This window comes from Pseudomonas sp. NY5710 (assembly GCF_013305665.1).
In the GTDB taxonomy this organism is placed as follows: domain Bacteria; phylum Pseudomonadota; class Gammaproteobacteria; order Pseudomonadales; family Pseudomonadaceae; genus Aquipseudomonas; species Aquipseudomonas juntendi.
The window spans coordinates 2,868,500-2,894,202 of record NZ_CP045554.1; the positions used below are offsets into that span (position 1 = coordinate 2,868,500).

Annotated in this window: 24 protein-coding genes and 1 pseudogene; 10 read left to right on the top strand and 15 right to left on the bottom strand. The window is 63.8% G+C overall.

The window, feature by feature from the left end; genetic code table 11:
* The first annotated feature begins 15 nt into the window (after window positions 1-15).
* From fapA to GEV39_RS12935, 7 genes are all read left to right on the top strand, one after another.
* On the top strand, window positions 16-456 hold the full coding sequence (fapA, locus tag GEV39_RS12905; protein ID WP_249414271.1) for a functional amyloid chaperone FapA: 441 nt from the start codon (window positions 16-18) through the stop codon (window positions 454-456).
* A 1-nt stretch (window position 457) separates the two neighbouring features.
* The gene (gene fapB / locus GEV39_RS12910) at window positions 458-1,036 is read left to right on the top strand and encodes a fibril amyloid subunit FapB (protein ID WP_110675939.1); all 579 of its coding nucleotides are present in this window, start codon (window positions 458-460) and stop codon (window positions 1,034-1,036) included.
* 50 nt (window positions 1,037-1,086) lie between these two features.
* Window positions 1,087-2,535, top strand: coding sequence for an amyloid-like fimbrin subunit FapC (fapC, locus tag GEV39_RS12915; protein WP_173889483.1), 1,449 nt, complete (start codon window positions 1,087-1,089; stop codon window positions 2,533-2,535).
* A 61-nt stretch (window positions 2,536-2,596) separates the two neighbouring features.
* Complete coding sequence (gene fapD, locus GEV39_RS12920; protein ID WP_173889485.1) at window positions 2,597-3,277, top strand: fibril amyloid maturation endopeptidase FapD; 681 nt, start codon at window positions 2,597-2,599, stop codon at window positions 3,275-3,277.
* Window positions 3,278-3,322: 45 nt separating this feature from the next.
* Window positions 3,323-4,075 (top strand): fibril amyloid subunit FapE, encoded by a 753-nt coding sequence (fapE, locus tag GEV39_RS12925; RefSeq protein ID WP_173889487.1) that lies wholly within the window; start codon window positions 3,323-3,325, stop codon window positions 4,073-4,075.
* Window positions 4,076-4,121: 46 nt separating this feature from the next.
* Entirely contained in the window at window positions 4,122-5,402 is a 1,281-nt protein-coding gene (fapF, locus tag GEV39_RS12930) for a fibril amyloid transporter FapF (protein WP_173889489.1), read from the top strand.
* Window positions 5,403-5,537: 135 nt separating this feature from the next.
* Window positions 5,538-7,739, top strand: a complete 2,202-nt coding sequence (locus tag GEV39_RS12935) for an LTA synthase family protein (protein WP_173889490.1) — start codon at window positions 5,538-5,540, stop codon at window positions 7,737-7,739.
* Window positions 7,740-7,793: 54 nt separating this feature from the next.
* On the opposite strand, the gene ureG is transcribed toward GEV39_RS12935, so the two are convergent.
* From ureG to GEV39_RS13005, 14 genes are all read right to left on the bottom strand, one after another.
* Window positions 7,794-8,417 (bottom strand): urease accessory protein UreG, encoded by a 624-nt coding sequence (ureG, locus tag GEV39_RS12940; protein ID WP_009685457.1) that lies wholly within the window; start codon window positions 8,415-8,417, stop codon window positions 7,794-7,796.
* Between the two features lie 11 nt (window positions 8,418-8,428).
* The gene (locus GEV39_RS12945; protein WP_009685458.1) at window positions 8,429-9,103 is read right to left on the bottom strand and encodes an urease accessory protein UreF; all 675 of its coding nucleotides are present in this window, start codon (window positions 9,101-9,103) and stop codon (window positions 8,429-8,431) included.
* On the bottom strand, window positions 9,103-9,648 hold the full coding sequence (locus GEV39_RS12950) for a HupE/UreJ family protein (protein WP_173889492.1): 546 nt from the start codon (window positions 9,646-9,648) through the stop codon (window positions 9,103-9,105). Before GEV39_RS12950 ends, GEV39_RS12945 begins: the two co-directional genes overlap by 1 nt.
* Before the next feature lie 18 nt (window positions 9,649-9,666).
* Complete coding sequence (ureE, locus tag GEV39_RS12955; protein ID WP_173889494.1) at window positions 9,667-10,164, bottom strand: urease accessory protein UreE; 498 nt, start codon at window positions 10,162-10,164, stop codon at window positions 9,667-9,669.
* 10 nt (window positions 10,165-10,174) lie between these two features.
* Complete coding sequence (gene ureC, locus GEV39_RS12960) at window positions 10,175-11,878, bottom strand: urease subunit alpha (RefSeq protein WP_173889496.1); 1,704 nt, start codon at window positions 11,876-11,878, stop codon at window positions 10,175-10,177.
* Entirely contained in the window at window positions 11,875-12,192 is a 318-nt protein-coding gene (locus GEV39_RS12965; protein ID WP_173891704.1) for an urease subunit beta, read from the bottom strand. The genes ureC and GEV39_RS12965 overlap by 4 nt, the downstream gene beginning before the upstream one ends.
* A gap of 19 nt (window positions 12,193-12,211) precedes the next feature.
* Window positions 12,212-12,514: an urease subunit gamma gene (locus GEV39_RS12970; RefSeq protein WP_009685463.1), complete on the bottom strand. Its 303-nt coding sequence runs from the start codon at window positions 12,512-12,514 to the stop codon at window positions 12,212-12,214.
* 9 nt (window positions 12,515-12,523) lie between these two features.
* A complete protein-coding gene (locus GEV39_RS12975) occupies window positions 12,524-13,357 on the bottom strand; it encodes an urease accessory protein UreD (RefSeq protein ID WP_173889498.1) in 834 nt (277 codons plus the stop codon).
* A 255-nt stretch (window positions 13,358-13,612) separates the two neighbouring features.
* Complete coding sequence (locus tag GEV39_RS12980) at window positions 13,613-14,527, bottom strand: site-specific integrase (protein ID WP_173889500.1); 915 nt, start codon at window positions 14,525-14,527, stop codon at window positions 13,613-13,615.
* A 241-nt stretch (window positions 14,528-14,768) separates the two neighbouring features.
* Entirely contained in the window at window positions 14,769-17,036 is a 2,268-nt protein-coding gene (locus tag GEV39_RS12985; protein WP_173889502.1) for an ATP-dependent DNA helicase, read from the bottom strand.
* Window positions 17,033-18,682, bottom strand: coding sequence for a VRR-NUC domain-containing protein (locus tag GEV39_RS12990; protein WP_173889504.1), 1,650 nt, complete (start codon window positions 18,680-18,682; stop codon window positions 17,033-17,035). Before GEV39_RS12990 ends, GEV39_RS12985 begins: the two co-directional genes overlap by 4 nt.
* Before the next feature lie 125 nt (window positions 18,683-18,807).
* Window positions 18,808-20,169 (bottom strand): aminotransferase class I/II-fold pyridoxal phosphate-dependent enzyme, encoded by a 1,362-nt coding sequence (locus GEV39_RS12995; protein ID WP_173889506.1) that lies wholly within the window; start codon window positions 20,167-20,169, stop codon window positions 18,808-18,810.
* Complete coding sequence (locus tag GEV39_RS13000) at window positions 20,169-21,557, bottom strand: hypothetical protein (RefSeq protein ID WP_173889508.1); 1,389 nt, start codon at window positions 21,555-21,557, stop codon at window positions 20,169-20,171. Before GEV39_RS13000 ends, GEV39_RS12995 begins: the two co-directional genes overlap by 1 nt.
* Before the next feature lie 484 nt (window positions 21,558-22,041).
* The gene (locus tag GEV39_RS13005; RefSeq protein WP_173889510.1) at window positions 22,042-23,064 is read right to left on the bottom strand and encodes a zinc-dependent alcohol dehydrogenase family protein; all 1,023 of its coding nucleotides are present in this window, start codon (window positions 23,062-23,064) and stop codon (window positions 22,042-22,044) included.
* Between the two features lie 206 nt (window positions 23,065-23,270).
* On the opposite strand from GEV39_RS13005, the gene GEV39_RS13010 reads away from it, so the two are divergent.
* From GEV39_RS13010 to GEV39_RS13020, 3 genes and pseudogenes are all read left to right on the top strand, one after another.
* A complete protein-coding gene (locus GEV39_RS13010) occupies window positions 23,271-24,185 on the top strand; it encodes a LysR family transcriptional regulator (protein WP_029884809.1) in 915 nt (304 codons plus the stop codon).
* A 294-nt stretch (window positions 24,186-24,479) separates the two neighbouring features.
* Window positions 24,480-24,665 (top strand): annotated as a pseudogene (locus tag GEV39_RS13015) (AbrB/MazE/SpoVT family DNA-binding domain-containing protein); the annotation flags it as partial.
* Between the two features lie 23 nt (window positions 24,666-24,688).
* Window positions 24,689-25,036 (top strand): type II toxin-antitoxin system YhaV family toxin, encoded by a 348-nt coding sequence (locus GEV39_RS13020; RefSeq protein WP_173889512.1) that lies wholly within the window; start codon window positions 24,689-24,691, stop codon window positions 25,034-25,036.
* A 121-nt stretch (window positions 25,037-25,157) separates the two neighbouring features.
* Here the strand turns inward: GEV39_RS13020 and GEV39_RS13025 are convergent, their stop codons facing one another.
* Window positions 25,158-25,607 (bottom strand): winged helix-turn-helix transcriptional regulator, encoded by a 450-nt coding sequence (locus GEV39_RS13025; protein ID WP_173889514.1) that lies wholly within the window; start codon window positions 25,605-25,607, stop codon window positions 25,158-25,160.
* Between the last annotated feature and the right edge of the window lie 96 nt (window positions 25,608-25,703).

Here is a 25,703-nt window from a genome sequence, read left to right on the forward strand (position 1 = left end):
GAAGGAAGTGCCGTCGTGAGGAAAACAGCCAACCACCTTTATCACGCCTTGCTGATGGGCTGCGTACTGGGGTCACTGAGCCTGACGGCGCAGGCCGACAAAGGGATCATCACCATCACCCGCGACGTGCAGGTGCGTAACGCCACCATCCCACCATTGCAGCCCGATCCCAATCCGACCACCGTCAACGCCAACCCCTCTGCCTATGTGCTCAAGCAGACCAACGAGCTGAGCGACGGCGACTTCGCCGCCATCAGCAGCGGCGCTGGCATCAGCAACATGATCACCCAGCAGACCAACAACCTGGGCGGCAACCTCGGCAACCAGAACCAGTTGCCCAACCTGGCCGGCGGCCGCGGTACCGGTGGTTCCGGTAACGGCATCGCCAACATGGTCAACTCCAGCGTGCAACGTGGCCTGGCGCCGCTGCAAATCCTGACCGGCGGGGGCAAGTGAGATGAAGTACATGCTGCTGATGCTGGCTGCGGTGTGCAGTGCGCCCGCCTTCGCCCAGTCCCCCGTTCCGGTCATCAACAACGCTGACATCGACAGTTCCGGCAGCCGCTACCAAGGCAACCTCAGCGTCAACCAGGCCGCCGGGGACCAGCAGCAGCAGGCCAATGCCCGCGCCATCGCCGTTGGTCCCGAGGCAAACGCCAGCACTCAGATCCGCCAACAGCTCAACACCCCCGCCGACCCGAGGATGGACGCCCGCGCGACCATTCAGGGCAACGCTTTCAGTAACGGCAGCGGCGCCCTGGGGGTGAACCAGAGTGCAGGCGCCAACACTCAACAAGCCAATGCCATGCGCATCAGCATTGGCGCACAACCGCAAAGCATCGACGACAGCGTCCTCATGCAACAGAACGTGACGCTGCTCAACAACTCCGGAGCAACGGACATCCCAGCCGGCTATCGCCAGGTCACCACCAGTGACCAGGCCTTCACCGGTAGCCGTGGGGTGATCCAGTTGAACCAGAGTGCCGGGGTGGGAAACCGCATGGCCAACACCTTGAGCATCCGGGTCGCGGACTGACCCTTTCAGTTAAGAACGACACTTAACCTACTAGAGTACGGAGAATCACCATGAAACCCTCGATGGCAATCAAGCCTCTGGTTTTCGCAATTGCTGCGGTCATGGCTGTTGCTGTACAAGCTGGGCAAAACGACCGGCGCGGTGACCACCATAATGGCAACAACAATGGCCAGCACACGCCTCCTGCCACCAAGATCCCGGTGTATGCAACCGCCAATGCCTGGGACACTCAATCCAGTACCAACAATCGCATCACCAACCAAGGCACCATCAACGAAGCCGAGATGAGCGACTCGGGCACCGGCTCCAGCGGCAACGTCGGCATCAACGTCGCGGCCGGTAACGGCAACCAGCAGGACAACGCTGCAGCCATCGCCAACGCCGGCTCCGAATCGAGCCTGGACAACAGCTTCGTGTTCGGCATGGCCAACGCCACAGCCGACGTTGTGCAAACCAGCCGCAGCAACCGGGTAGACAACTACTCGACGCAATCGTCGGCGCTGATGAGTGGTTCGGCCAGCGGGGCTGAAGGCAATATCGGCATCAACGTGGCCGGTGGCGACCTCAACCAGCAGAAAAACACCATGGCCATCGCCAACACCGGCGCCCCATTGGGCAACGCCACGGCGACCGCCTCCGCCAACCAGTCAGGCCCAGGCCTGACGGTGAACAACAGCGCCGACCGCACCTACCGGGTAGACACGCTGACCTTCACCACGTCGGCCAGCGGGTCGAGCTCGCGTGACGGCACCTTCAACTCGACCGATGACCGCAGCGCGTCGTCGAGCTTCAGCGTGGCCGGCTCGCAAAGCGCCAGCAACAGCGGCTCCAGCGGCTGGAACTCCAGTGGTTCGAGCAGCGCCAACGCCAGTGGCTCCAACAGTGCCAGCGCCAGCGGTTCCAACAGCTGGGGCATGAACGGTTCGGCCAGCGGTTCCAACAGCTCGTCCAGCAGTGCCAGCCTGAACGCCAGCCTGGCTGCAGCAGCCGACGCGACCCGCACGGTCACCACCGACGACGGCCGCCGCGAACGCTCGCGCACCAGCAGCTTCGATGGTTCGCTGAACGCCTCGCTGAACGCCTCGATCGACAAGTCGCACGAAAGTGCCTATGACTCGTCCTTCGAGAAGGCATTCGACTCAAACTACGACAAGTCGCACCAGTCCTCCTACGACAAGTCGCGCGATTCTTCGTACACCAAGTCTCATGAGTCCTCGTACGAAAATGCTTCCGCCTCTGACTTCTCCAAGTCTGGCGAGCAATCGCATCAGTCCTCCAACGACGTCGCCAAGAGCTACAGCGAAAGCAGTGCTTACGACTTGAGCAATACCGTGTCCTTCCAAGTGCTGACCCCGACCGGCTGGGCCAACCCTGTTACCAACACTGCAACCCTTAGCGGTTCGGTCAACGGTGGCAGCGGCAACCTGGGCGTGAACGTGGCCGCCGGTGTAGGCAACCAGCAGAGCAACTCGCTGGCCATCTCCAACACCTCGTTCTAACGCTGCAATCAAGGCCCCCTTCGGGGGGCCTTTCTTCAACAGAACAAGAAGGCATCCGATCATGCGCATTATCGCCTTGGCGTTTTTACTGTGCCTGGCCAGCGTGAGCGAAGCTGCACAAATGCCGCTGGCAGTGATGCCCGGCGGCGCCGTGGTATTCAAACCCCTGCAAAGCGTGCGCGAGCGCAAGTTCGCCGACCTGGTGCAACAGAAAACCGACTTCAGCTGCGGTGCGGCTGCCCTGGCGACCATCCTGCGCCAGGCCTACTGGCTGGATGTGGACGAACATCAAATCATCGAAGGCATGCTGGCCCACGCCGACCAGGACCTGGTGCGCACCCAGGGCTTTTCGATGCTCGACATGAAACGCTACGTGGAAAGCCTGGGCATGCGTGCCCGCGGCTACCGTGTAGCGCCCGATACCCTGCACAGCGTGCGCATACCGGTGGTGGTGTTGATGGATGTGCGTGGCTACAAGCACTTCGTGGTCATGCAGAAAGTCGACAAGGGCTGGGTGTATGTCGGTGACCCGGTGCTGGGCCACAGGCGCTACAAGGTTGACGACTTCCTCAAGGGCTGGAACGGCATCATCTTCGCCGTAATCGGCCAGGGTTATGACAAGAACAATGTCTTGCTCGACCCGCCTCTGCCGCTGACCGCCAAGGGTCGAGTGAACAATTTCACCCCGGTGCAGGACGCAGAGCTGCTGGACTTTGGCTTCATCAAAAGCGACTTCTTCTAACGATTCGTCCAATGATAAGGAGCATGACGCTCCCGGGAGCCCGCCATGAACAACCCCTTCCTGCTGGCCTTGGCCTGCCTGGCTGCCAGCCTGCCGGTTCATGCAGAAACGTTCAAACCGATCGAATTGAAGGACCAGGAACTGGCAAATTTGCGTGGTCGATACGTGATGCCGGGGCGCATCGTAAGCTTCGGCATCGTCATGAGCAGCACCTGGCAAAATGCCAAAGGCGACGTGATTGGCGCCAGCAGCAGCCTGCAGGTGCAAGCGTCGACAATCAAGCCACAATTCTACGTGTCGACGATCAATGAAAAAGGCACCGGCAGCGCGGCTGGGGCAGCCACTGCGCCCGGTACCGGCAGCGTGACCGGCGGTGCCGGGCTGGCCACCAGCGAGGGCGTCACCCAGGTAGTGCGCGCCGCCGGTGATAACAACGGCGCATACAACAACGTCGACATCAACGTCACCAAGGCCAACCAGGCACCGGTGGTGCAACAGCAGGGCCAGGCGCTGGCCGCCGGTCAGACCCTGAACGCAGAAAACGGCGCCGGTTCGCTGAGTGTCTCGGCCAGCGGCGTGGGCGTGCAGCTGAACATCAACGCCAGCAACAACCAGGGCAGCAGCATGCAACGCCTGGCCCAGGGCGGCCTGATGCAGAACACCACGCTGCTGGGCAACGGCAACCTGGTCAGCAACGTCACCTCCCTCAATGTGGTCATGCGCGAGAGCGTGCCGACAGCGGCTTCACTCAATGGCAGCCTCGATCAGCTCAAAGGCCTTCGCACTTTCGGATACTGATCTACGCTCAGTCTCATCAAAAGTAGTTGGAAGGGACGGCAACTCCATGTACCGATCTTTTACGCTCAAGGCTTTTGTGTGTCTGACTACCCTGGCCCCGGCCACATTGCTGTATGCCGCTGCCGACCCGCAGGTCGAGGCACTGAAGCAGGAACTGACCGAACTCAAGCGCCGGTATGAGGCCCAGCAGCAAGCGTTGATGGTGCTGGAACAACGCGTGCGCCAGGTTGAAGAAGCCCCGGCGGCGGCCCCACCCAAACGCCTGGTCAAGTCGCCTGCCGAAGGCGTGAAGGGTGGCCAGACGGTAGCTTCCGGCGCCCCTGGCACCACTGGCAGTTCCTATGGCCAGGCCCTGGCTGCCGACTCGGAGCCGGCGCAGAGCGTGTCCAACCTGTATGACGAGGCCAGCGGCTTCTTCGGTGGCGGCAAGTTCAGCTTCGAGACCGGCCTGACCTATACCCACTACGACACCCGTGCACTGACCCTCAACGGGTTCCTGGCGCTGGACTCGATTTTCCTGGGCAGCATCAACCTCGACCGCATCAAGGCCGACAACTGGACCTTGGACATGACCGCGCGCTACAACCTGGCGCAACGTTGGCAGTTCGACATCAACGTGCCGGTGGTGTATCGCGAATCCACCTACTCGTCCGGCGGTGCCGGCGGCTCGGGCGCGGCCACCTCCGATGCCACCGTCACGCGCGACCCGGAAATCGGCGATATCAATGTTGGCGTGGCCTACAAGTTCCTCGACGAAGACGAAACCTGGCCGGATGCCGTGGCCACCCTGCGGGTCAAGGCGCCGACCGGCAAGGACCCGTACGGCATCAAGCTGCGCGAGGTGGACGGCAACAACAACCTGGCGGTACCGGACAGCCTGCCGACGGGCAATGGCGTGTGGTCGATCACCCCAGGCATCTCGCTGGTCAAGACCTTTGACCCGGCCGTGCTGTTCGGCAGCCTGTCCTACACCTACAACATGCAGGACTCGTTCAGCGACATCAGCCCGCAGGTCAACAGCAAGGTGCCGGGCGACGTCAAGCTTGGCGACTCCTGGCAAATCGGCGGGGGCATCGCGTTCGCGCTCAACGAGAAGATGAGCATGTCGTTCTCGGTGTCGGACCAGTTTGCCCGCAAGAGCAAGATCAAACCGGATGGCGGTGACTGGCAGTCGATTTCCAACAGTGACTACAACGCGGCCAATTTCAACATCGGCCTGACCTTCGCCGCCAGCAACAACCTGACCATCGTGCCCAACTTGTCCATTGGCCTGACCGACGACGCCCCGGACTTTTCCTTCAGCCTGAAATTCCCCTACTACTTCTGAACCTCGCATCAGCCGGGCCCGCGACTACGGGCCCGGCTTTTGGTAACCACCCTTGTAGCGCCCGCCTTCCCGCCCGCTCGCCTGTTATCATTCAGCACAGTTTGATGACGATTCAATGGCAAAAGGGAAGTTTTTGTGAAGAACCTGTCCGACCACCCACGTGCCCGGCTTGCCGCTCTGGCAGGCCTGCTGTTGGTGATCCCACTGGGTGCGCGCGCCATGCTGGGTTGGTCCAACCCCCTGGGTTACCTGTCAGACCTCGCCCTCGGCAGCCTGCTGCTGTTACTGCTGCAGCGCCGGCCGTGGTGGCTGGCGCTGCCGGTGTTGCTGGCCTGGGCGGCCCTGTGGGTCGCCTCGGCCGAACTTGTCAGCGCGGTGGGCCGTTTGCCAACCAGCGCCGACCTGGCCTACCTGGCCGACCCGCAGTTCATGGAAAACTCCACCGGCGGCGGCCTGGCCCATGCCTGGCTGCCCTGGCTGATGGGTGGCGGCCTGCTGGCCTGGCTGGTGCTTGCCTGGCGCAGCCGTACACAGCGCGGCCGGGCGCTGCCGCGCAAGGCCTGGGCCATCCCGGTCGTGCTGTTCGGCGCCCACTGGGGCAGCCAGCAACTGGCACCTTCCGATGCCGACCAGTGGCGGCAATACAACCTGGGCCATCAGTTGCTGTCTGCCGGCGTGGGCCAGGTACAGCGCCAGGCCGATGAGTGGCTGGGCACTTCCCAGCCCTTCACCCCCCTGCCCAGCATTGGCCTGACGCAATCCGACCTGCACGGGCAACGACTGCTGTACGGCCCGGGCCGTGCGCGCAATTTGCTGGTGATCACCCTGGAAGGCATCCCCGGCGCTTACCTGCGGCCCAACCGTCAGGCGTTGAACAGCCCCTTCGATGAAGAGCTCATGCCCAAGCTCAGCAGGTGGGCCGAGCGCGGCATGAATACCCCGGACTACGTACTGCACACCCACCAGACCATTCGTGGGCTGTACGCCATGCTGTGTGGCGACTACGACAAGCTGGCCAACGGCACCCCCAAGGGCGTGGAACTGCTGACCCAGAACGAACGTAACCAGGCCTGCCTGCCGGCGCAGTTGCGCCAGGCCGGGTTCACCACCCATTACCTGCAAGGTGCGGGCCTGCGTTTCATGGCCAAGGACCGCATCATGCCCCATATTGGTTTCGAGGCTGTACATGGCCTGGAGTGGTTTGCCAACAAGAACTACCTGGACTTCCCCTGGGGCAAGGATGACCGCGCGTTCTTCGAGGGCGCATTGAGCTACGTGAGCCATTTACAGCAGCAGGACAAACCCTGGATGCTCACGTTGCTGACCGTCGGTACCCACCAGCCCTATTCCGCGCCGGCCGAGTACCTCGAACGGTTCGACACGCCGAAACAGGCGGCAGTGGCCTACCTGGACGACGCGGTTGCGGCGTTCCTCGACAGCCTCGAACGCCAGGGGGTACTCAAGGACACGCTGGTGGTGCTGACCTCCGACGAGTCGCATGGCATCGACGGTGTGCGCCTGGCGTCCTCCTGGGGTTTCAACCTGACCCTGGCCCCGGAGCAGGCGCAATTGCCAAGGCTCAAGCAAGGGACTTATGGCCACATCGACCTTGCCGCTTCACTGCTCGACTACTTCTCGCTGCCGATCCCCATGGCCCTGGGCGGCCGCTCGCTGTACCGCGACTACGCCACCGGCCGCGAAATGATCGCCTACACCAACGGCATGCTGCGCTACCACAACGGCCAAGGGGTGTTTACCGAGTGCGATTTTCAACAACGTTGCCGGCGTTACGCCAGTGAGGGCTTCATCGCCGGGCAGGCCCGCTACCTTGGCAGCGGCGATAACCTGCTCGGGCAGCAGATCGGTGCCCTGGCCGGCGTGCTCGACCAGTCGCTGCTGCAGACGCCGCTGAACCTGCGCTACCAGTTTGGCGGCCCTGCGCCGATCAGGTTGCGCAAGCGCATCCAGGATGATTGGGCCGATAACCTGATCGGTGCCCAGTACCTGGAAATGCCGGGGGGCTCGCGTACCCGGGTCCGCATCAAGGTCCGCTCGCTGGACCCAAGGCACGTGGCCTATATCCAGCTCAAGGCCAAGCAACTGGAACAGGACGTACCGCTGGGTCTGCCTGCCGAGGTGCAAGTCACCACCGATCAACCACTGGAGATGGACTTCCGCTTCGACAACCCGACCGATCGCAAGGCGTTTTCCTTCCACTTGCTGGGGTATGGCGGCGGCCAGGTGGAAGTCAGCGACTTCAGCGTGATCACCGCGCTGCCTGGCGATGAAGAGGCAGCCGAGGAACTGGGTGACGAGCCTATCGCCCATTCTGGCTGAACAGGCGACAGCTCAGCGGTGCAGGGCACCGCCCACGCCGGTGTGCGCGGCCGTTTAACCGCGCACACCCAGCATTCCGCGTTCCACAATGAAATCGATCACTGCCTGCAGCCCCTCTCCTTTCTTCAGGTTGCTGAAAGTCCATGGGCGCTGTGGGCGCATGCGCTGGGTATCGCGCTCCATCACCTCCAGCGAAGCCCCCACATACGGTGCCAGGTCGGTCTTGTTGATCACCAGGAAGTCGGACTTGGTGATGCCCGGGCCACCCTTGCGCGGAATCTTCTCGCCCTCGGCTACGTCGATCACGTAGATGGTCAGGTCGGCCAGCTCCGGGCTGAATGTGGCGCTGAGGTTGTCACCGCCGCTTTCCACGAAAATGACTTCGAGGTTGCCGAACTTGCGCGCCAGCGCCTCGACCGCCGCCAGGTTCATGGACGCGTCTTCGCGAATCGCCGTGTGCGGGCAACCGCCGGTTTCCACCCCGACGATGCGCTCCGGCTCCAGCGCGCCGGCTTCGGTGAGGATGCGCTGGTCTTCCTTGGTGTAGATGTCGTTGGTGACCACGGCAATCTGGTAGTGATCGCGCATGGCTTTGCACAGGGCTTCGAGCAGTGCGGTCTTGCCGGAACCGACAGGGCCGCCGACACCGACGCGCAGGGGTTGTTGATAGCTATGCATGCAGGCAGTCCTCAGGAACGGAACAAACGGGTGTATTGGGTTTCGTGACGCGATGAGGCAATGGCCAGCAACGGCAGGCCACCCCCGAGCTGGTCGTCGCCCAGGGTCAGGGCCTGGTCGATGGCTGCGGGCAAATCGGTGGCCAGGTCACGCAGCAGGGTCTGGGCCGCCTGCTGGCCGAACGGCACCAACTTGACACCGGCCATGACCGCGCCCTCCAACCAGGCAAAGCCATGCCCCAGGGCCAGTTGGCGCAAGGGGATGGCCCAGTGCACAGCCAACCAGGCCATGCCGCCCAACTGGGTCAGCTCGAGGCTGGTCCGCCACGCCGGCGCCTGGCCCAACTGCCAACCGTCGAGTAGCCGTGCCAGGGCCGCCCCGCGCTGCTGTTCTTCCAGGCGCAACTCGGCGGTTTCACGGTTGGCCAGCAAAAACCGGCTCCAATGAGCAAAGGCCTGCGCATCCTCGGCCTGGCAGGCCTGGTACAAGCGGGCGAGCACCGGCCAGTCCAGGCCGACCAGCGTGTCGTGCAACTGCTCACGCTGCCACGCAGTGAAGCCGTGCACATCCCTTACCCAGCCCGCCTCCACGGCCCACTCCAGGCCCTGCGAATAGGTGAAGCCACCTACCGGCAGGCCTGGGCTGGCCAGTTGCAGCAGGCGCAGCAACGCCAGATCGCTGTTCATCAGCCGGCCAGTACCAGCGCGGCGCCGGCCAGCAGGCCACCGCCGAAAGCTTTTTGCAGGCCAGCATGGCGGCGCAGCAGGCAACCGACCGCAAAGCCGGCGGCCAGCAACAGCCCGCTGACCGTGACAAAGCCGGCGCTGAACTGCCAGAACGCGCTTGGCGTGGCCTCGACGCCATGCGCCCAGCCATGGAACAGCGCGAACACCGGCATCGCCAAGGCCAGCAGTCGTTGCCGGCCAGGCAGCAGCACGGCACCTGCGGCCACCAGCAGCGACACAGCGATCAGCGTTTCCATGCCCAGCACGTCCCCGAACAGATGCCCACATATCGCCCCGCCGAACATCGCGGCCAGGGTCGCCAGTGGCAAGGTCAGGTTGCGCCGGGTCAGCGCCGCCAGTACGCCGGTCCCCAGCAGCATCAGCAGGTGGTCGAGCCCGGTCAGCGGGTGCAGAAGGCCGTCATGCAAGGGGTTGCTGTCATGCCCGGGGTGGGCGAAAGCCGGCACGGCCAGCATCAGCAGAAACAGGGCGAAAGTCTTTTTCATCGGTTGCTCCAGGGCAGTTCAGGAATGGGCAGGCAAGCGCACGAACGGGTGATCGTGGGCGTGAGCGTGGCTGTGGCTGTGTGGCGCACTTTGGTAAGCACCCGCTTCGGGCTCGAACGGGGCCTGCTCGGCCTCGACAGTCAGGCCCAGGCCACGCAGCATCTCGTCCAGCACATGGTCATGCTGGAAGCGCAACAGGCCGGGCTCGATCTGCAGCGGGACATGGCGGTTGCCCAGGTGGTAGGCCGCGCGCGCCAGCAGGTGCGGGTCGGCACAGCGCACGGTGGACACCGCCTCGGGCGCTGCCAGCACGCGGATCAGCTGGGTGCCCTCGGCATCGGCCAACAGTTCGCCGCCACGCAGCAGGTGGCCACGCTCCAGCATCAGGCCGGCTTCGCGACCATCGTCCAGCGTCACCCGCAGGCGGCTCTTGATGCGGCTGTCCACATCGAGGGTGACGGTACCCGTGACAGCACATGTGCCGGGTTCGGTAATCCGCTGGGTCAAGACAATCATCGGTGCTCCTTCAGAACAGGAAATAGCGCTGGGCCAGCGGCAGTTCACTGGCCGGTTCGCAGACCAGCAGCTCGCCATCGGCGCGCACCTGGTAGGTTTGCGCGTCGACCTCGATCAGCGGTTGCAGGGTGTTGTGGACCATGTCCGGTTTGCGCACCCGGCGGCACCCGTCCACCACGCCGATCAGGCTGCGCAGGTTCAATTGCTCGACCAGGCCACGGTCCATGGCGGCCTTGGGCAGGAAGGTCATGCGCGTGGCATGGCGGGCTGCGCCCAACGCGCCGAACATCGGGCGGTAATGCACCGGCTGGGGCGTGGGGATGGACCCGTTGATATCGCCCATGGGCGCGGTGACGATCATGCCGCCCTTCAGTACCAAGGCGGGCTTGACCGCGAAAAATGCCGGCGACCACAGCACCAGGTCGGCCAGCTTGCCCACTTCGACCGAGCCCACCTCGTGGCCGATGCCATGGGTGAGCGCCGGGTTGATGGTGTACTTGGCGATGTAGCGCTTGACCCGGAAGTTGTCGCTGTAGCGGGTATCCGGTGCCAGTGGGCCACGGCGCAGCTTCATCTGGTGCGCCACCTGCCAGGTGCGCAGCACCACCTCGCCCACCCGGCCCATGGCCTGGGAGTCGGACGAGGTCATGGCAAAAGCGCCCATGTCGTGGAGGATGTCCTCGGCAGCGATGGTTTCACGGCGGATGCGCGACTCGGCAAACGCCACGTCCTCGGCAATGCTTGGGTCCAGGTGGTGGCAGACCATGAGCATGTCCAGGTGCTCGTCCACCGTGTTGATGGTGTACGGCAGCGTCGGGTTGGTCGAGGACGGCAGCACGTTGGCCTGCCCGGCCGCACGGATGATGTCGGGGGCATGGCCGCCACCGGCACCTTCGGTGTGGAAGGTGTGGATGGTGCGGTCACCGATCGCCGCCAGCGTGTCTTCGATACAGCCCGATTCGTTGAGCGTGTCGGTATGGATGGCCACCTGGATATCCATTTCTTCGGCTACGCCCAGGCAACAGTCAATGGCCGCCGGTGTCGAGCCCCAGTCCTCGTGCAGCTTGAGCCCGACCGCCCCGGCAGCGATCTGCTCGCGCAACGCTTCAGGGCGCGAGGCGTTGCCTTTGCCCAGCAAGCCGATGTTGATCGGCAGGCTGTCGGCAGCCTGCAGCATGCGCGCCAGGTACCACGGGCCTGGGGTGCAGGTGGTGGCGTTGGTTCCGGTAGCCGGGCCAGTGCCGCCACCGATGAAGGTGGTGACACCGCTGTTGAGCGCCTCGTCCACCTGCTGCGGGCAGATGAAATGGATGTGCGAGTCGACCCCCCCGGCAGTGACGATCTTGCCCTCGGCGGCGATCACTTCGGTGCCTGGCCCTACGGGTATGTTGACGCCTGGTTGCACGTCGGGGTTGCCGGCCTTGCCGATCACGGCGATACGCCCGTGCTTGATGCCGATATCGGCCTTGACGATGCCCCAGTGGTCGATGATCAACGCATTGGTCAACACCAGGTCCATGGCCTCGGCGGCCAGCATCTGGCCCTGACCCATGCCATCGCGGATGACCTTGCCGCCGCCGAACTTCACTTCTTCGCCGTAAACGGTGTAGTCCTTCTCTACTTCGACCCACAACGCCGTGTCGGCCAAGCGCACACGGTCACCCACGGTAGGGCCGAACATGTCGGCATAGGCCTGGCGGGAAATACGGCTCATGCCCTGCCCTCCAGTGCGCCCATCACCTTGCCCTGAAAGCCGTAGACCTCGCGCTTGCCAGCGTAAGCCACCAGTTGCACGGTACGGGCCTGGCCCGGCTCGAAGCGCACGGCAGTGCCGGCCGGGATATCCAGGCGAAAGCCCAGGGTTGGCCCACGCTCGAACACCAGCGCCTCGTTGACTTCGTAGAAGTGGTAATGCGAGCCGACCTGCACCGGGCGGTCGCCATGGTTGGCTACGCTGACGCTGACCGTGACGCGGCCACTGTTCAATTCGATGTCGCCAGCGGCGACCTGGATTTCACCTGGGATCATGCGGCGTTCCTCGGCAGGTTCAGACGATCGGGTCATGCACGGTCACCAACTTGGTGCCATCCGGAAAGGTCGCTTCGACCTGTACGTCGTGCAGCATCTCGGCGATGCCAGGCATGACCTGGTCACGGCTCAACACCTCGCGGCCCATGCTCATCAGCTCAGCGACGGTGCGCCCATCACGGGCCCCTTCCAGCACGGCGGCGCTGATCAGCGCTACGGCCTCCGGGTAGTTGAGTTTCAGGCCACGGGCCAGGCGCCGTTCTGCCAACAAGGCGGCAGTGAACAGCAGCAGTTTGTCTTTCTCTCTTGGGGTCAGCTCCATGGCGCTCTCTCAGGTGGCCCAGATACGTGGCGGGCAGGCTGGCAGGCCGAGCACGGCCGGACGCAGCACATGCCACAGGCGTTGCAGGGTGCGTTGCAAATGTTGGTTGTCATGGTCGAGCAGGCGGATCACCAGCAGCGAACCAAGCAGCGTCGCGCCGGCAGGGGTGCCCAGCTCATCGAGCATGAGCCTTACCTGCTCCAGCAATGCCTGATCGGCCGGCGCGGCACAGAAGGTGGCTAACAGTGGGTGGCCGCCGAGCTTGCCCAGCTGCCCGCCTTCGATACGCAGGCGCTCATGCAGGCCCGTTTCGCCGGCCAGGGTGATGTGCAACAGGCTGTCGAGGGCGCCCTGGTCGAACCGCTCGAGCATCACCGGGCGGCCCAGGCACAACGTTTCCCAGGCCAGCAACCGGGCGCCGGGCTCTAGGGTAAAGTGGCTGGCGAGCCTGGCACGGGCACCGGAGAAGAAAATGCTGTCCTGGGGCAACCATTCAAGGGTGCTGCCAGCGGCCAGGTGGAAGCGCTGGGTCAGACGTGCGGTCGGGCCGATGCTGCGGTAAAACTTGCTGGCACCGGGCATGGTCAGCAGGGCGTGGCTGCCAGTTTCCAGCTGAATGTCGAGCTCCAGGCGATCGCCGGCAACGATGCCACCCGGCGGGTGCAGTACATACACATGGCAGGGTGCACCTTCCGGGTAGAAGGGGCGCTGCACCAAAAGAGGTCCGAAATGTTTCCATGCACCAAGGCGGGTCGTGCCCGCACGCTGGACAAAGCGCAACTGCAGGTGGGCGCTCCAGCCTGCGTCGTCTGGGTGGTGTTCGATCTGCTCCGCGAGCGACATCCTGCGGCCCCTGAAATCCGTGGCCTGCTGGCCGGTAAGAGGGTCAGCGGCGGGCGCCGGTTAGGGCGCACGGCCTGACCACTCGATCAAATTCGCAGGCTGGATATAGCAGGTTGCGGGCCAACTCCGCAGGTGAAGGCAGATGAATTATTTTTACCGGTCGCTCTGCCATCGGGCACCGCCGCGTGGGCCGCACAAAGCGGGGGCGTGCCCAGGCCCCGTTTCGGTGCTGGCGAGGCCTACGCTGGTCGGCGCTCAGTAGTCGAAACGGTCTACCGCACGGCGGCGTTCGTTGTCGTCACGCCGGTCGTAGATCGCCGTGGTCTGGATGTTGGCATGGTGTGCCAGCTTTTGTGCAATGGACAGGTCGTGCTCCTCGATCACCCGGGTGATGAACGCGCGGCGGAAGTCATGCGGCATGATCTTTACTCCCACCTGCGCCCCGCGCTGGCGGGCGATGTAGTAAATGGCATGCTTGGTGATACGCGCCCGGGTGATGTGATTGCCGCGGCGGATGCGGTTGAACAGGAACGGGTCGTCTTCGACACCGGCCGGCAGGTCCTGGCGGCGCAGGTCGAGCCACGCCTGCAGCTTCTCGAACGCCCAGGGCGGCGCGTACTTGATCAACTGGTGGTTGCCCTTGCCCACCACTTGCAGGCTGCGCGCGGCGAAATCAACCTGGGCAAGGTCGATGTCGACCGATTCCGACTTGCGCATGCCTGTGCCATACAGCAAGGCAATGATCGCCGCATCGCGCACCCCTTGCGGCCGCGGGTCGGCAGCGCACACCTCCATCAGTTCGCGAATCAGGCTACGCCGCAGGTTGCGCCCGGGCGGCAGGCGGGTGCCGGTTGCCGGCTTGACCTCGCGGATGCGTAACAACTGCTCGTGGTCGATCAGGCCCTGGCGCCAGGCCTCGTTCATCACCCCACGGATGGCGTTGACGTACAGCGAAGAGCTGTTGGGCGCGTAACCATCGGCCCGCAGGGCGGCCACCAGAGCGATCACATGGCCGGGCTCGAGCCGATGCCAGGGCACGTCGACGATATTGCAGTCGACGAACCCCAAGCGGTCGGCGGCGTCCTGAAGGATGTAGCGCATGGTTTGCTGGCTGGATGGGGCCAGGCGGGCCATGTACTGCAGCAGCGGATTTTTCGAGAGGTCGGACAAAACGTGAATCCTGTAGCGGGGCGTTGGCCGGCAGCACAGCGGGCCGACGCTGGAGCAGATCAAAACGGCATGCCAGCGAGTCTGCTTGACAAACTAACGGTCAGGCCATTCTGGCCCGAGAAAGTGCCATCACCTTGATATACAAGGACTTTGCATCAGGCATGGAGGTGATCTTACCCCAATCGAGCCCCCTGAACGACCTTGGGCCTGCCGGCGCAGTGCCAGGTGCTGAACGCAGCGGTCAGGTACACTGCTCGCCTTGCGGCCACCAGCCCGGGAACATCTGCTGCACCCTCGGCTCGGCGAAACGCTCATCGATCAACACCAGCACACCACGGTCCTGGTCCCCCCGAATCACCCTCCCCGCTGCCTGGATCACTTTGCGCACGCCGGGGTAGAGATAGGCATAATCGAAACCCGCGCCAAATTGCCGACCCAGGCGCTGCTTGAACTGCTCGTTGACCGGGTTGACCTGGGGCAGCCCGAGCGTGGCGACGAAGGCGCCGATCAGGCGGGTGCCCGGCAAGTCCACCCCTTCACCGAACGCACCACCCAGCACGGCAAAGCCGATGCCCTGGCCGTCGGCGACAAAGCGGTCGAGGAACGCCTGCCGGGCCGCCTCGTCCATGCCCGGGGCCTGGGCCCACAATGGGATCTGCGCGTGGCGCTCGGCCAGCAGCCCGGCGACCTGCTGCAGGTACTCGAAACTGCTGAAGAACGCCAGGTAGTTACCCGGCTGGCGCTCATACTGCCGGGCAATCAATTCGACGATCGGCGCCAGCGAAGCCTGGCGCTGCTGGTAGCGGGTAGACACCTGGCTGGCAATGCGCACCTGCAGTTGTTCGGCACGAAACGGCGCTGCCACCTCCAGCCACGCTGTATCGGCCGGCATGCCCAACAGGTCGCTGTAGAACTGCCGCGGGCTCAGCGTGGCAGAGAACAGGGTGACGCTGCGCGCTGCGCGCATGCGCGGTGCCAGCAGCCGTGCCGGGGTCACATTGCGCAGGCACAAGGTCGCCAGCCGGCGCTTGCGCGGCCCTTGGCGCTGGCTGATATCGAACAGGAAATGCTCGTCGAACAGTTCGGCTACCCGGCTGAACTGCAAGGCCTGGTAGAAGAACTGCAGCACCTGCGGGTCGATGTGCGTGGGCGCCTGGTTCATCTGCTCCTGGATCAACCCGATGCACTGCTGCAGGGTGCGCAAAAGGTCATGCGGCAGCGCTTCGCTGGCCTGGTACGGTGCCCGTTGCTCTTTGTACAGAGCGTTCCACTGGCGGTTCAGGCGGTCCAGCGCACTGCCCAGCCCATGGGGTTTGCTCTGGCGCAACGCCAACAACTGCCCCTGATCGAGGCTGGCGCTGTACATGCCCCGCCCACGCTCGACCAGGTTGTGAGCCTCGTCGACCAGAACCGCGACCCGCCACTGATTGAGCTGTGTCAGCCCGAACAACAAAGCGTGGGCGTCGAAGTAATAGTTGTAATCGGCAACCAGTACGTCGGCCCAGCGGGCCATCTCCTGGCCCAGGTAGTACGGGCACACCTGATGGGCCAAGGCCACTTCGCGCAGGTGGGTACGGTCCAGCAGCGGCACGGCCGCAGCGGCCTTGCGCGCGGCTGGCAAGCGGTCGTAGAAGCCGGCCGCCAGCGGGCAGGACTCGCCATGGCAGGCTTTGTCCGGGTACTCGCAGGCTTTGTCGCGAGCGATCAGTTCCAGGGTGCGTAACCCAGGCTGGGTATCGCCCGTGGTGATCTGGCGCATGGCATCCAGGGCCAGCGCCCGGCCCGGGGTCTTGGCCGTGAGGAAGAACAGTTTGTCCAGTTGCTGGGGCACCATGGCTTTGAGCAACGGAAACAAGGTACCCAGGGTCTTGCCGATGCCGGTGCTGGCCTGGGCCATCAGGCAACGGCCCGTGCTCACCGCCTTGTACAGGGTTTCTGCCAGTTGCCGTTGGCCTTGGCGGAACGCTGGGTAGGGAAAGCGCAGCGCCTGAAGGCCGTGGTCACGTTCGCAAAGGCGCTGCTGCTGGAACTGGGCCCAGCCCAGAAAGCGCTGGCACTGGACCTGGAAGAATGCCTGCAACTCAGCGGCCGTGCAGTGCTCACTGAACAGGGTCTGGCTGTCGCTGTCGACGTCCAGGTACACCAAGGCAACCTCGATGCTCGCCAGTTGCCGGGCCTGGCACATCAGCCAGCCGTACACCTTTGCCTGCGCCCAGTGCAGCTGGCGGTGGTTGGCCGGTTGCCGGGCCAGGTCGCCACGGTGGGTCTTGATCTCTTCCAGCCGGTTGCAGGCAGGGTCGTAACCGTCGGCACGCCCCCGCACCCGAAGGCCTTCGAACTGGCCCTCGAGGGTAATTTCCGACTCGTAGCCGGCCGCACGCCTGGCCACTACCCGCTGGTGGCCCTCGATGCCCTCCTGAGCGGTGGGCGACGGCGTGAAGCGCAGGTCGAGGTCGCCGACCTTGGCACTGAACTCGCACAAGGCACGCACCGCCACGCTGTAGCTCAAGCGGCGTCACTCCAGCGCACATGGCAGACCGCGACAGGCAGGCCGTGCTCCTGGCAGAACGCCAGCCAGCGCAACTGATTGTCCTGCAGGCGGTCACCGGGGCCTTTGACCTCGACCATGCGATAACCCCCCTGCTCGGGCCAGAACTGGATCAGGTCGGGCATGCCCGCACGGTTGCTGCGAATGTCCTGCAGCAGGCGCACGAAGCAGTGCTTGAGTTGCGCAGCCGGCAGGCAGGTCAAGGCCTGCTGCAGTAGCGCTTCGTTGAGCATCGACCAGTACACGAAGGGTGACTGCAGCCCGTGTTTGGCCGCATAGCAATCCAGGATCGCCTGGTGGTGGCTACCATCGTCGAGCCGCGCCAGGCATTGCTCGAACAGGGCACTACGGCGCTGCTGGAAGTCGCTGTCGTGCAGGTCCTGCGGCGCGGCCTGGAACGGGTTGAAAAAAGCGCCAGGCACAGGGGCGAAGATCGCCTCCCAGCACAGCAGGCCAAACAGGCTGTTGAACAGCGTGTTCTCCACATAGTGGGCCTGCCCACCCTCGGCGGCCAAATGCTGCCGCACAGCCTCTTCAACGCCTAGCGCGGCGTGCTCGCGGGGCAATTCCAGTTCGATCAGTGCCAGCGGCGCCACGCGCTGGCGGCGCTGTGGCGGGCCACCGAGCTTGCGCGCCAGGCGTGGCAGCATACGCTCCAGCGCCTGGACCTCCAGTGCGTTGGCCGGTGCCGCTGCCAGTTGCAACGCCAGGGCATGGGCCTGCGGCCAACGTTCACTGCGCTCAAGCACCCGCACCTGGCGAATACGCGCCTGGGCATGGCTGCACTGCGCATAAACCGCCATGGCCTGGTCCCAGTCACCCAGGCGCTCGCATTGCTGGCCCAGGGCGAACTGCAACCGCGCACGGCGCCGGGCCAGCCAAGGGTTGTCGCAGTGCAGGTGCTGTATTGCCGTGATTATCGACTGAGGGTGTTCGCCCTGCTCCAGGCGCTCGGCACACTCATGCAGCACCATGGCCAGGTCGATATCGGCGCGCTGCTGCAGGGCGCGCGAATCCGCGCTGAAGGGCACCTGCTCGTAGCGCAGCAGCCCCAGGTCGGCAAGCACGAAGTCTGACCAATCCTGGTAGAGGTTGCCGAAGAACAGCAGCCGCATGCGGTCGCAGAGCGGTTGCAGGCACCACTGCAAGATGCGCAACTCACTGCCCGGGTACCACTCGGCCAGAGACCGGGCGGCCAGCTGCAACGGCTGCAACTGGGCCAGCAAGTCATGCTTGGCGGCACGCGGGCGGGTCAATTGGGCGGCGAAACAGCACGCCAGTTCGTCTTTGCGCAGCAAGGCGAACAGTTGCTCCAACTGCAGTTGCTCGGGCTCGCGGACCCAGCCCAGGGCCTTGAGCGGCTGCAGGGCCAGTTCGGTGTCGCCTATTTCCTCATAGACGAGGCGGTCGCTGCGAAACAATTCGCCCTTGCGCATCACCATGCGCACCATCAAGGCCTGGGCTGGCGCGCTCAGTTGGCCGAAGGCATGGATGAACGCCAGTTCCTGTTCATCGAGCAGGTCCTGGTAGCGCTGTTCGACCCACAGCAGTACCTGGCGGAAGTTGTGCAGGTAATAGAACGGGTCGTCGACGGAGTGGGCAATCACGGACTGGGTCAGGTAGCGGAAACAAGGTACTGGTTATACATACAGACCCATGGGCCTGGCAAGTGCCGTGGGTCAGCTCGCCCCTGCAAGAACGGCCGCGAACGCGCCCTTGGGCATGCAGTGCCCTATGATTCAGCGGGGAACCGCCGCACCCGCCTGCGGCGAAGTTCCAGGGCCTGGGCCAGGCGCTGCACGGCTTGTTGCAGGTCACCTGGGCAGTCGCCCAGCCAAATCAGCGCCAGGTGCTGCCGGTAGCGGCCCTGCAAGCTGAACTGTTCCCCCGGCAATGCATGCAAAGCGCAACCTGCCAAGGCCGTGGCAATGGCATCCCAGGCCAGCGGCTGCTCGAAGCGCACCCACAGCATGCGCCCGCCTTGCGGGGGCTCCAGCGCCACCCGCTGGGCGAACTGCGCGCGCAACGCACAGGCGAGGTTTTGCGTGCGCTGCTGCTGGTTGCTGCGCAACGCCACCAGTTGCGCTTCAATATCGCCCTTGGCCAACAGGTGGGCCAGCGCCAACAGCCGCAGCGGCGCAAGGCGGAACGCCCGCTCGCAGAACGCCTTGGCCAGGGCGGCATCCAGGCTCAGTACGTAGGCATACGGCGCTTCGGGCCCTACTGCAGCCTCGAACGCCCCCATGATCAGCAGCCTGCGTGGATCGACCCAATCGCGCAGGCGGGTCGCGGGCGGGCCGTTGTAGCAAAGTTCGCTGTCCAGGTCGTTCTCCAGCAGCCATACGCTGTGCTGACTCAACAGCAGGCCAAGCTGCTGCTGGTAATGCAGGGAGACCAACCGCCCTTGCGGCAGGCCAAGACAGGACGGCATCACCAGCAGGCGTACCGGCTCGCAGCCCAACAGCCTGGCCACGGCCTGCAGGTCCGGGTTGCCACGTGGATCGGGTGGCACCTCCAACACCCGCATGCCAGCGCGCGCCAAAGCACGCAGCACGTGCCCGCAACAGGGCGACTGTACCAGCACCGTGGTGCCCCTGTGCAGGGCCAGCGCTGGGAGCAGCGTTTCCAGCAACGCCGACACTTCCGGGGCCAAGTGGACTTCATTGGCCCGCCAGTACTGGCGCGAGCAACGGGTGTAACGCTCCGCCAGCGCGTCACGCAGGCGCGCACTGCCCTGCACTTCCCAAGGGCCAGCGCCGCGCTCGCGCTGGCGGGCCAGGCGCCGCTCGTGGGCGAACAAGGCGCGCTCCAGCAACGGTTGTGCGGGCTGGGGCGCCTGCCGGGGCATGCCACCTTGCTGCAGGTCAGCCAGGCGAACGAAATAGCCCGAGCGTGGCAGGCAGTGCACGCGGCCCTCCTCTTCCAGCAGGCTGTAGGCGCTCTGCACCGTTGCCAGCGATACCCGCAGCCGCCGCGACAGCTCACGCAAGGACGGTAGCCGGTTCGGACCACCGGCCGCCGCCTGGCCAATCAACGCTTCCAGGTAGCGGTAGACCCGCCGATAAGCGAACTCGCCGGCCGCTGTTCGCGCCATTAAAGGTGCCTCGCGGGGCTGTGCCGCCGTTCAGCGGCGTGGCGCGGCAACAGCCGCAAGTGCGCGTCGCGGCGCGCCAACGCACTGAGCAGGCGCCACGCAGGTAGCGGCATCTTACCGCCATAGACTGCCCGCAGTTGCGCCAGTGACAGCCCGCTGGTGTTCACCAGCCAGGCTTTGACCGCCGCAGGGCACGGTTTGCCCTGCATTGCTCTGTGCAGGTATGGCAACGCCACCAGCATGTCGGCATGGCGAGCGCGCAGAAAACGCTCGAGGTTCTTGCCCTGCCTGGCGAACGGTTTGCAGAGCAGGCATTCCAGTTGGGCCTGGCTGAGGCCATAGGCCTTGCCAAACTGCAGCACAGGGTCTGCGGCAGGCTTGCTGTTGCCCGGCGCCCCAGCCAGGCTCAAGGGCGGCCGAGTGGCCTGAGGCTCCAGGCTGCGGGTCCGCAGCTCCTGCAACTGAGCCAACGCCAATGGGTCGACGAACGCGGCCAACGGCGAGCAGGCCTCGTCGTCCGCCGCGAAGTGCCAGCCCAGCATGGCATCCAACTGCTGCCCGTCCAGCAACGGCGGCAGCAGGTCATCAATGGCTATCAACCGCACCGGCCCCCCCTTGAGCGCAGACCCCGCAGGCTGATCCGCCGGGTTGCCGGGCGCCAGCCCCACAGCCCCTTGCAAGCGCGCCAGGCCCTCGGCCAGCGTCGACAGGCAGTGGTGCGCCAGGTAAGGGCCACGTTGACCCGCCAGGCGCTGGCTATGCAGCGCCCACGCCAGGTACCGCCGGCGCTGCCCTGCGGGCAAGGCGGTGACCATCGCGTCGGCGGGCGCCTGGGCCTGCAGCGCGAAGCTTACGGCCGCCGCCAGTTCCAGGTGCAGGCGGCTGCCCAGCAAGGCTTCTGGCCTGGCATCGATCAGGTGGCCAAACATCAGCAGCGCTTCCCTGGTCGGCAACCAGCGCTCGGACGCTGCACGGGGGCGGCAACTGAACGGTACCACTTCGCGCCCCTCGATCATTTGCAGTTGCACCCGCGGATCATCCTGCATGAACAGCGCGCTGAAGCCTTGATCGAGCCCGTGCAACGTAGGGCTACCGGCCACCGGCAAACTCACCACCAGCACGCGCAGTTGGAAAGTAACCGGCGCACGCATGGCGATGCTCAACTGCGCAGCACGCAACATCGCCAGTAGCCGCGCACCCTGACGATCACTGCCCTGCAATACCTGCAGGCGAAAGGTGCCGATATATTCAGGCCCGCCTGCGGCTACCAATAAACGTTGTATCAACAACTGCAAGGAGGCCCGTTGCGCCTGAGACATATGGGCGAGCAAGCGCTCGAGTACTTGCTGGTAGATATAATGCATTGCCTGGTCGTGAATAGCAGTCACGGATCACCTCACCACTTCGAGTAGCCGGCGCATATCCAAGCAAGTTGTTCAGGCTTACTCTGCGCCAGGCTTTTACAGAAGAAACTTCCTACAATTGAATAAAGTGACGTGAGCCTTCACTGTCGCCAGGCCATGGAGAAAAACATACCCCTGCAATGCTCTGATTCAGGCCTAGCCGTACGCATCCCCCACTCCTTTGCACAAAGTATCATTGCGCCATTATCGAGTGATGCGAAGCGAATTGAAGATACAGATCACGGTAAAAAAACCATTCAGCAAAGCGCCAAATTCACCTTGACCCTCTAACCACGCACATGCAACCGCAAATGATTGGCGGCATGTTTCCAGTGGCATTTAATTAATGAATTATATGTAGTCCGCTTCGTCTTTTATTGTAGGAATATTCCCACTTTAACAATGACGCTACTTTATTCCGCGCACAAAAAACCCGGGGCTGGCCCGGGTTCACGGTGAACTGCAGTGGTCAGTGTGACGCCATATCCAACACCACGCGCCCACCGCAGGGGCACTGGTCCATGTAGCGATGCGCCTCCACCACCTGCTCGAACGGGTACACCTTGATGATCTGCGGGGTCAGCAACTGGTCGGCGGTGAACTGGTTGATGTCGCGCAAGGCACGCTGCAGCGCCACCTGGTCCTGGCTGATACCCAGCTCCGGCTTGCCAGTGAAGTTACCGATGCAGTGCACATAGAACTGGATGTTCTTCTGGAAGGCCGCGCAGGCTGGGAACGGCGTCTGGTTGCCGCCTTGCAGGCCATACAGTACCAGGCTGCCACGCGGTGCCAGCACATCGCCAAGCAACGACATCTGCGGCCCGCCCATGCCGTCCAGAACCATGTCCACGCCGCGCCCATCGGTGTACTTGCCAACCTGCATCAACAGGTCCTGCTCTTCGGTGACGATCACCTTGTCGGCGCCCAGGCCCAGCAGGTAGTCACGCTGCTCGGCATCCTTGGTGGCAGCAAACACTTTAAGCCCCAGCGCCTTGCCCAACTGTACGAAAGCGGGGCCGGCACAGTGGCTGGCGTCGGTGACCAAGGCAGTCTGCCCGGCCTTGGCCCGTGCCAGGTCAACGTAGGCGAAATAGGCAATCAGCAGCGGCGTATAATGCACGCTGGCCTCGATCGGGGTAAGCACCTGCGGATAGCGTGTGATCGCGGTCCGTGGCAGCACGATGACATCGCCGTATACCGGGTGGTCATTGGCGCTGGTAGCGGGAAAACTGGCAACCCGGTCACCCACGGCAATGTCTGCGATCCCTTCACCGACCGCCGTCACCACACCCGCCATCTCATGGCCGATACCGGCCGGCAGGCGTGCCTGCGACGGCGCCAGGTTCTGCCGCCAGAGCACGTCATACCAGCTGACGCCAACCGCCTCGACGCGAATTTGCACTTCGTCGGCAGCGGGAGACGGTTCGGCCTGCTCCTCGCAACGGAGCACATCGGCAGCGCCGAACTTGTGGAAACGGATCATGCGGGACATCGCACACCTCGCCTTTGTGAACCTCTAATTACCACTGACTCTATCCGGGCTTTTGCAGTAAGACCACCAGTGGTCATTAATAGTCGACATGCCTGTCATCGATTGGGCACCTGGCTTTCCGTGCAATTGGCTCCCGTAAAGCCGTGCAGGGTAACAGCCTTTGGCCTTAATATTCACCCCTGCCCCCCTTCAGGCGAAGCGCACCGATGAATCGAAACGACCTGCGTCGTGTAGACCTCAACTTGCTGATTGTGTTCGAAACGCTGATGCACGAGCGCAGCGTGACCCGTGCCGCGGAAAAACTGTTCCTGGGCCAGCCGGCCATCAGCGCGGCCTTGTCGCGCCTGCGCAACCTGTTCGACGACCCGCTATTCGTACGCACAGGCCGCAGCATGGAACCCTCGGCGCGGGCCCACGAAATCTTCGCGCTGTTGTCGCCGGCGCTGGATTCGATTTCCACCGCGGTCAGCCGCGCAGCCGAATTCGACCCTGCCACCAGCAATGCCGTATTCCGCATCGGCCTGTCGGACGACGCCGAGTTCGCCCTGCTGCCGCAACTGCTCAAGCGCATTCGCGCCGAGGCCCCTGGCATCGTGCTGGTGGTGCGCCGGGTGAACTACCTGCTGATGCCGACCCTGCTGGCCTCAGGGGAAATCTCGGTGGGCGTCAGCTACACCAGCGAACTGCCCGCCAACGCCAAGCGCAAGGTGCTGCGCCGCAGCGCGCCGAAACTGCTGCGCGCCGACAGCGTGCCTGGCAGCATCACCCTGGACGATTTTTGCGCGCGGCCACATGCATTGGTGTCATTCGCCGGGGACTTGTCGGGCTTTATCGACGAGGCGCTGGACGAGCTGGGTCGCAAGCGCCATGTCGTGCTGGCGGTACCGCAATTCAACGGGCTGGGGAGCTTGCTGGCGGGTACCGATATCGTGGCGACCGTACCGGACTACACCGCCGATGCGCTGACGGCTGCCGGTGGCTTGCGGGCGGAGGACTTGCCGATACCGGTACGTAGTTTCGAGCTGCACATGGCTTGGCGCGGCGCGCAGGATAACGACCCGGCGGAGCGCTGGCTGCGGTCACGGATACAGATGTTTTTTGGCGACCCTGACAGTCTTTAGGGGCGATGGATTCGGTTAATGACTGAGCTTCACTACAAGAACCGACACATCGCTTGCACAGTTCTCACTAACCTGGGCGATCACACAGCCCTACGGGTTGCGCTGTCGCGCAGAGATCCCAATTCGTAAGCGCCTCGCGGGCTGTATGGGGGCGGGCGTGTCGAGGCGTCCAACCGCCGCGAAGAATCCAACGCGGTGGCTGGCGCCGGCTACGCCGGTGTTCGCGGGCATGCCCGCTCCCACAAGTCCCCGTTAAATCGATATGTTGTGGATTGTTACATGAGAGAGCACCGAATCAGCCGCGTAGAAACCACCCACGAAGACCCTGCCATCGGTGCGTTCCTGGGTTTGCTGGAGGCTGATGTCCGAAACGGACGCAACCTCACCACCCTACCGAAAGATTTGGCGCAAACCATGCTCGCCAACACAACCCACTCCGTAAACCTGGACGAAGATATCGACGGTGAGGTCGCGCTCTGAGGCTGCGACATGACTGGACACTGTTGTTCCATGACGGTGTGACTTTACAGCTACGCAAATTGCAAGAAGCCGCCGCCCGGGCCGAGCAGAACGACCCGCAAGGTTTTGAGAGCAAAGCTAACGTCAAGCTGTTTCGGGCATTGAGCCATCTGATCATGGAGGCTGTGCCTGCCGACCCGGCCGTGATGAGTTCCGCCAAGGCAATACGCTGGGCACCGCCTACCGACATCGGCGGCGCAAAAATCGGCAGGCGCTTTCGGCCGTTCTTTCGTTACGACTCAAGATCCGAGTTCATCGTCTATGCATGGGTAAACGACGAAAAACCCTCCGGTCTGCGGGCAGCAAATCCGATCCCTAGGCCGTATTCGTGAAGATGCTGGGCCGCGGCAACCCTCCTGATGACTGGGATCCGCTGATTACCGCAACGCGTAGCGACTGGGGCAAGCCCAAAGCATAAGCGGCACGCTTTGGCGAGTGGGTGCAGACAATCGCTTATTCCGGATCAAAGCGTGCCGGGGTGGGGTTTTGCCAGGCGGGCTTTCTGTCTTCTTGACTGTCGAAAGCGCGACGCGCCGCGCGGAATTCCTCGGCGTTTTCGACAACCCACATCCAAACGGGGGACATCCGTACCAACAGTTCCATCCCCAGCGGCGTCAGCTCATATTCGACGCGCGGCGGAATGTCCCCGAACTCCCGTCGAAGCAGTAATCCATCCCGTTGCATGGCGCGTAGCGTCTTGGTCAGCATTCGCTGGGTCACCCCGGTCATCTGCCTTTTTATCTCGGCGTGGCGCATCGAGCCGTACACACCCAAGGCATGCAGGATGCCCAATGACCATCGGCTACCTGCGTGAGCGAGGACTTCCCGCCTGACGCCATCATCCTCTTCTCGGAGCGTTTGGCAGATAGCTTCTGCCTGGCTCAGAGTATCCTGATTAGCCATTTATTCCTCCCAGGTATCACACGTGTGCCTTCTTACGAGTACGGCTTGGCCATGCCAGCATTCGCTCATGGTACAGGCCCCACACCTCAGGAGAAA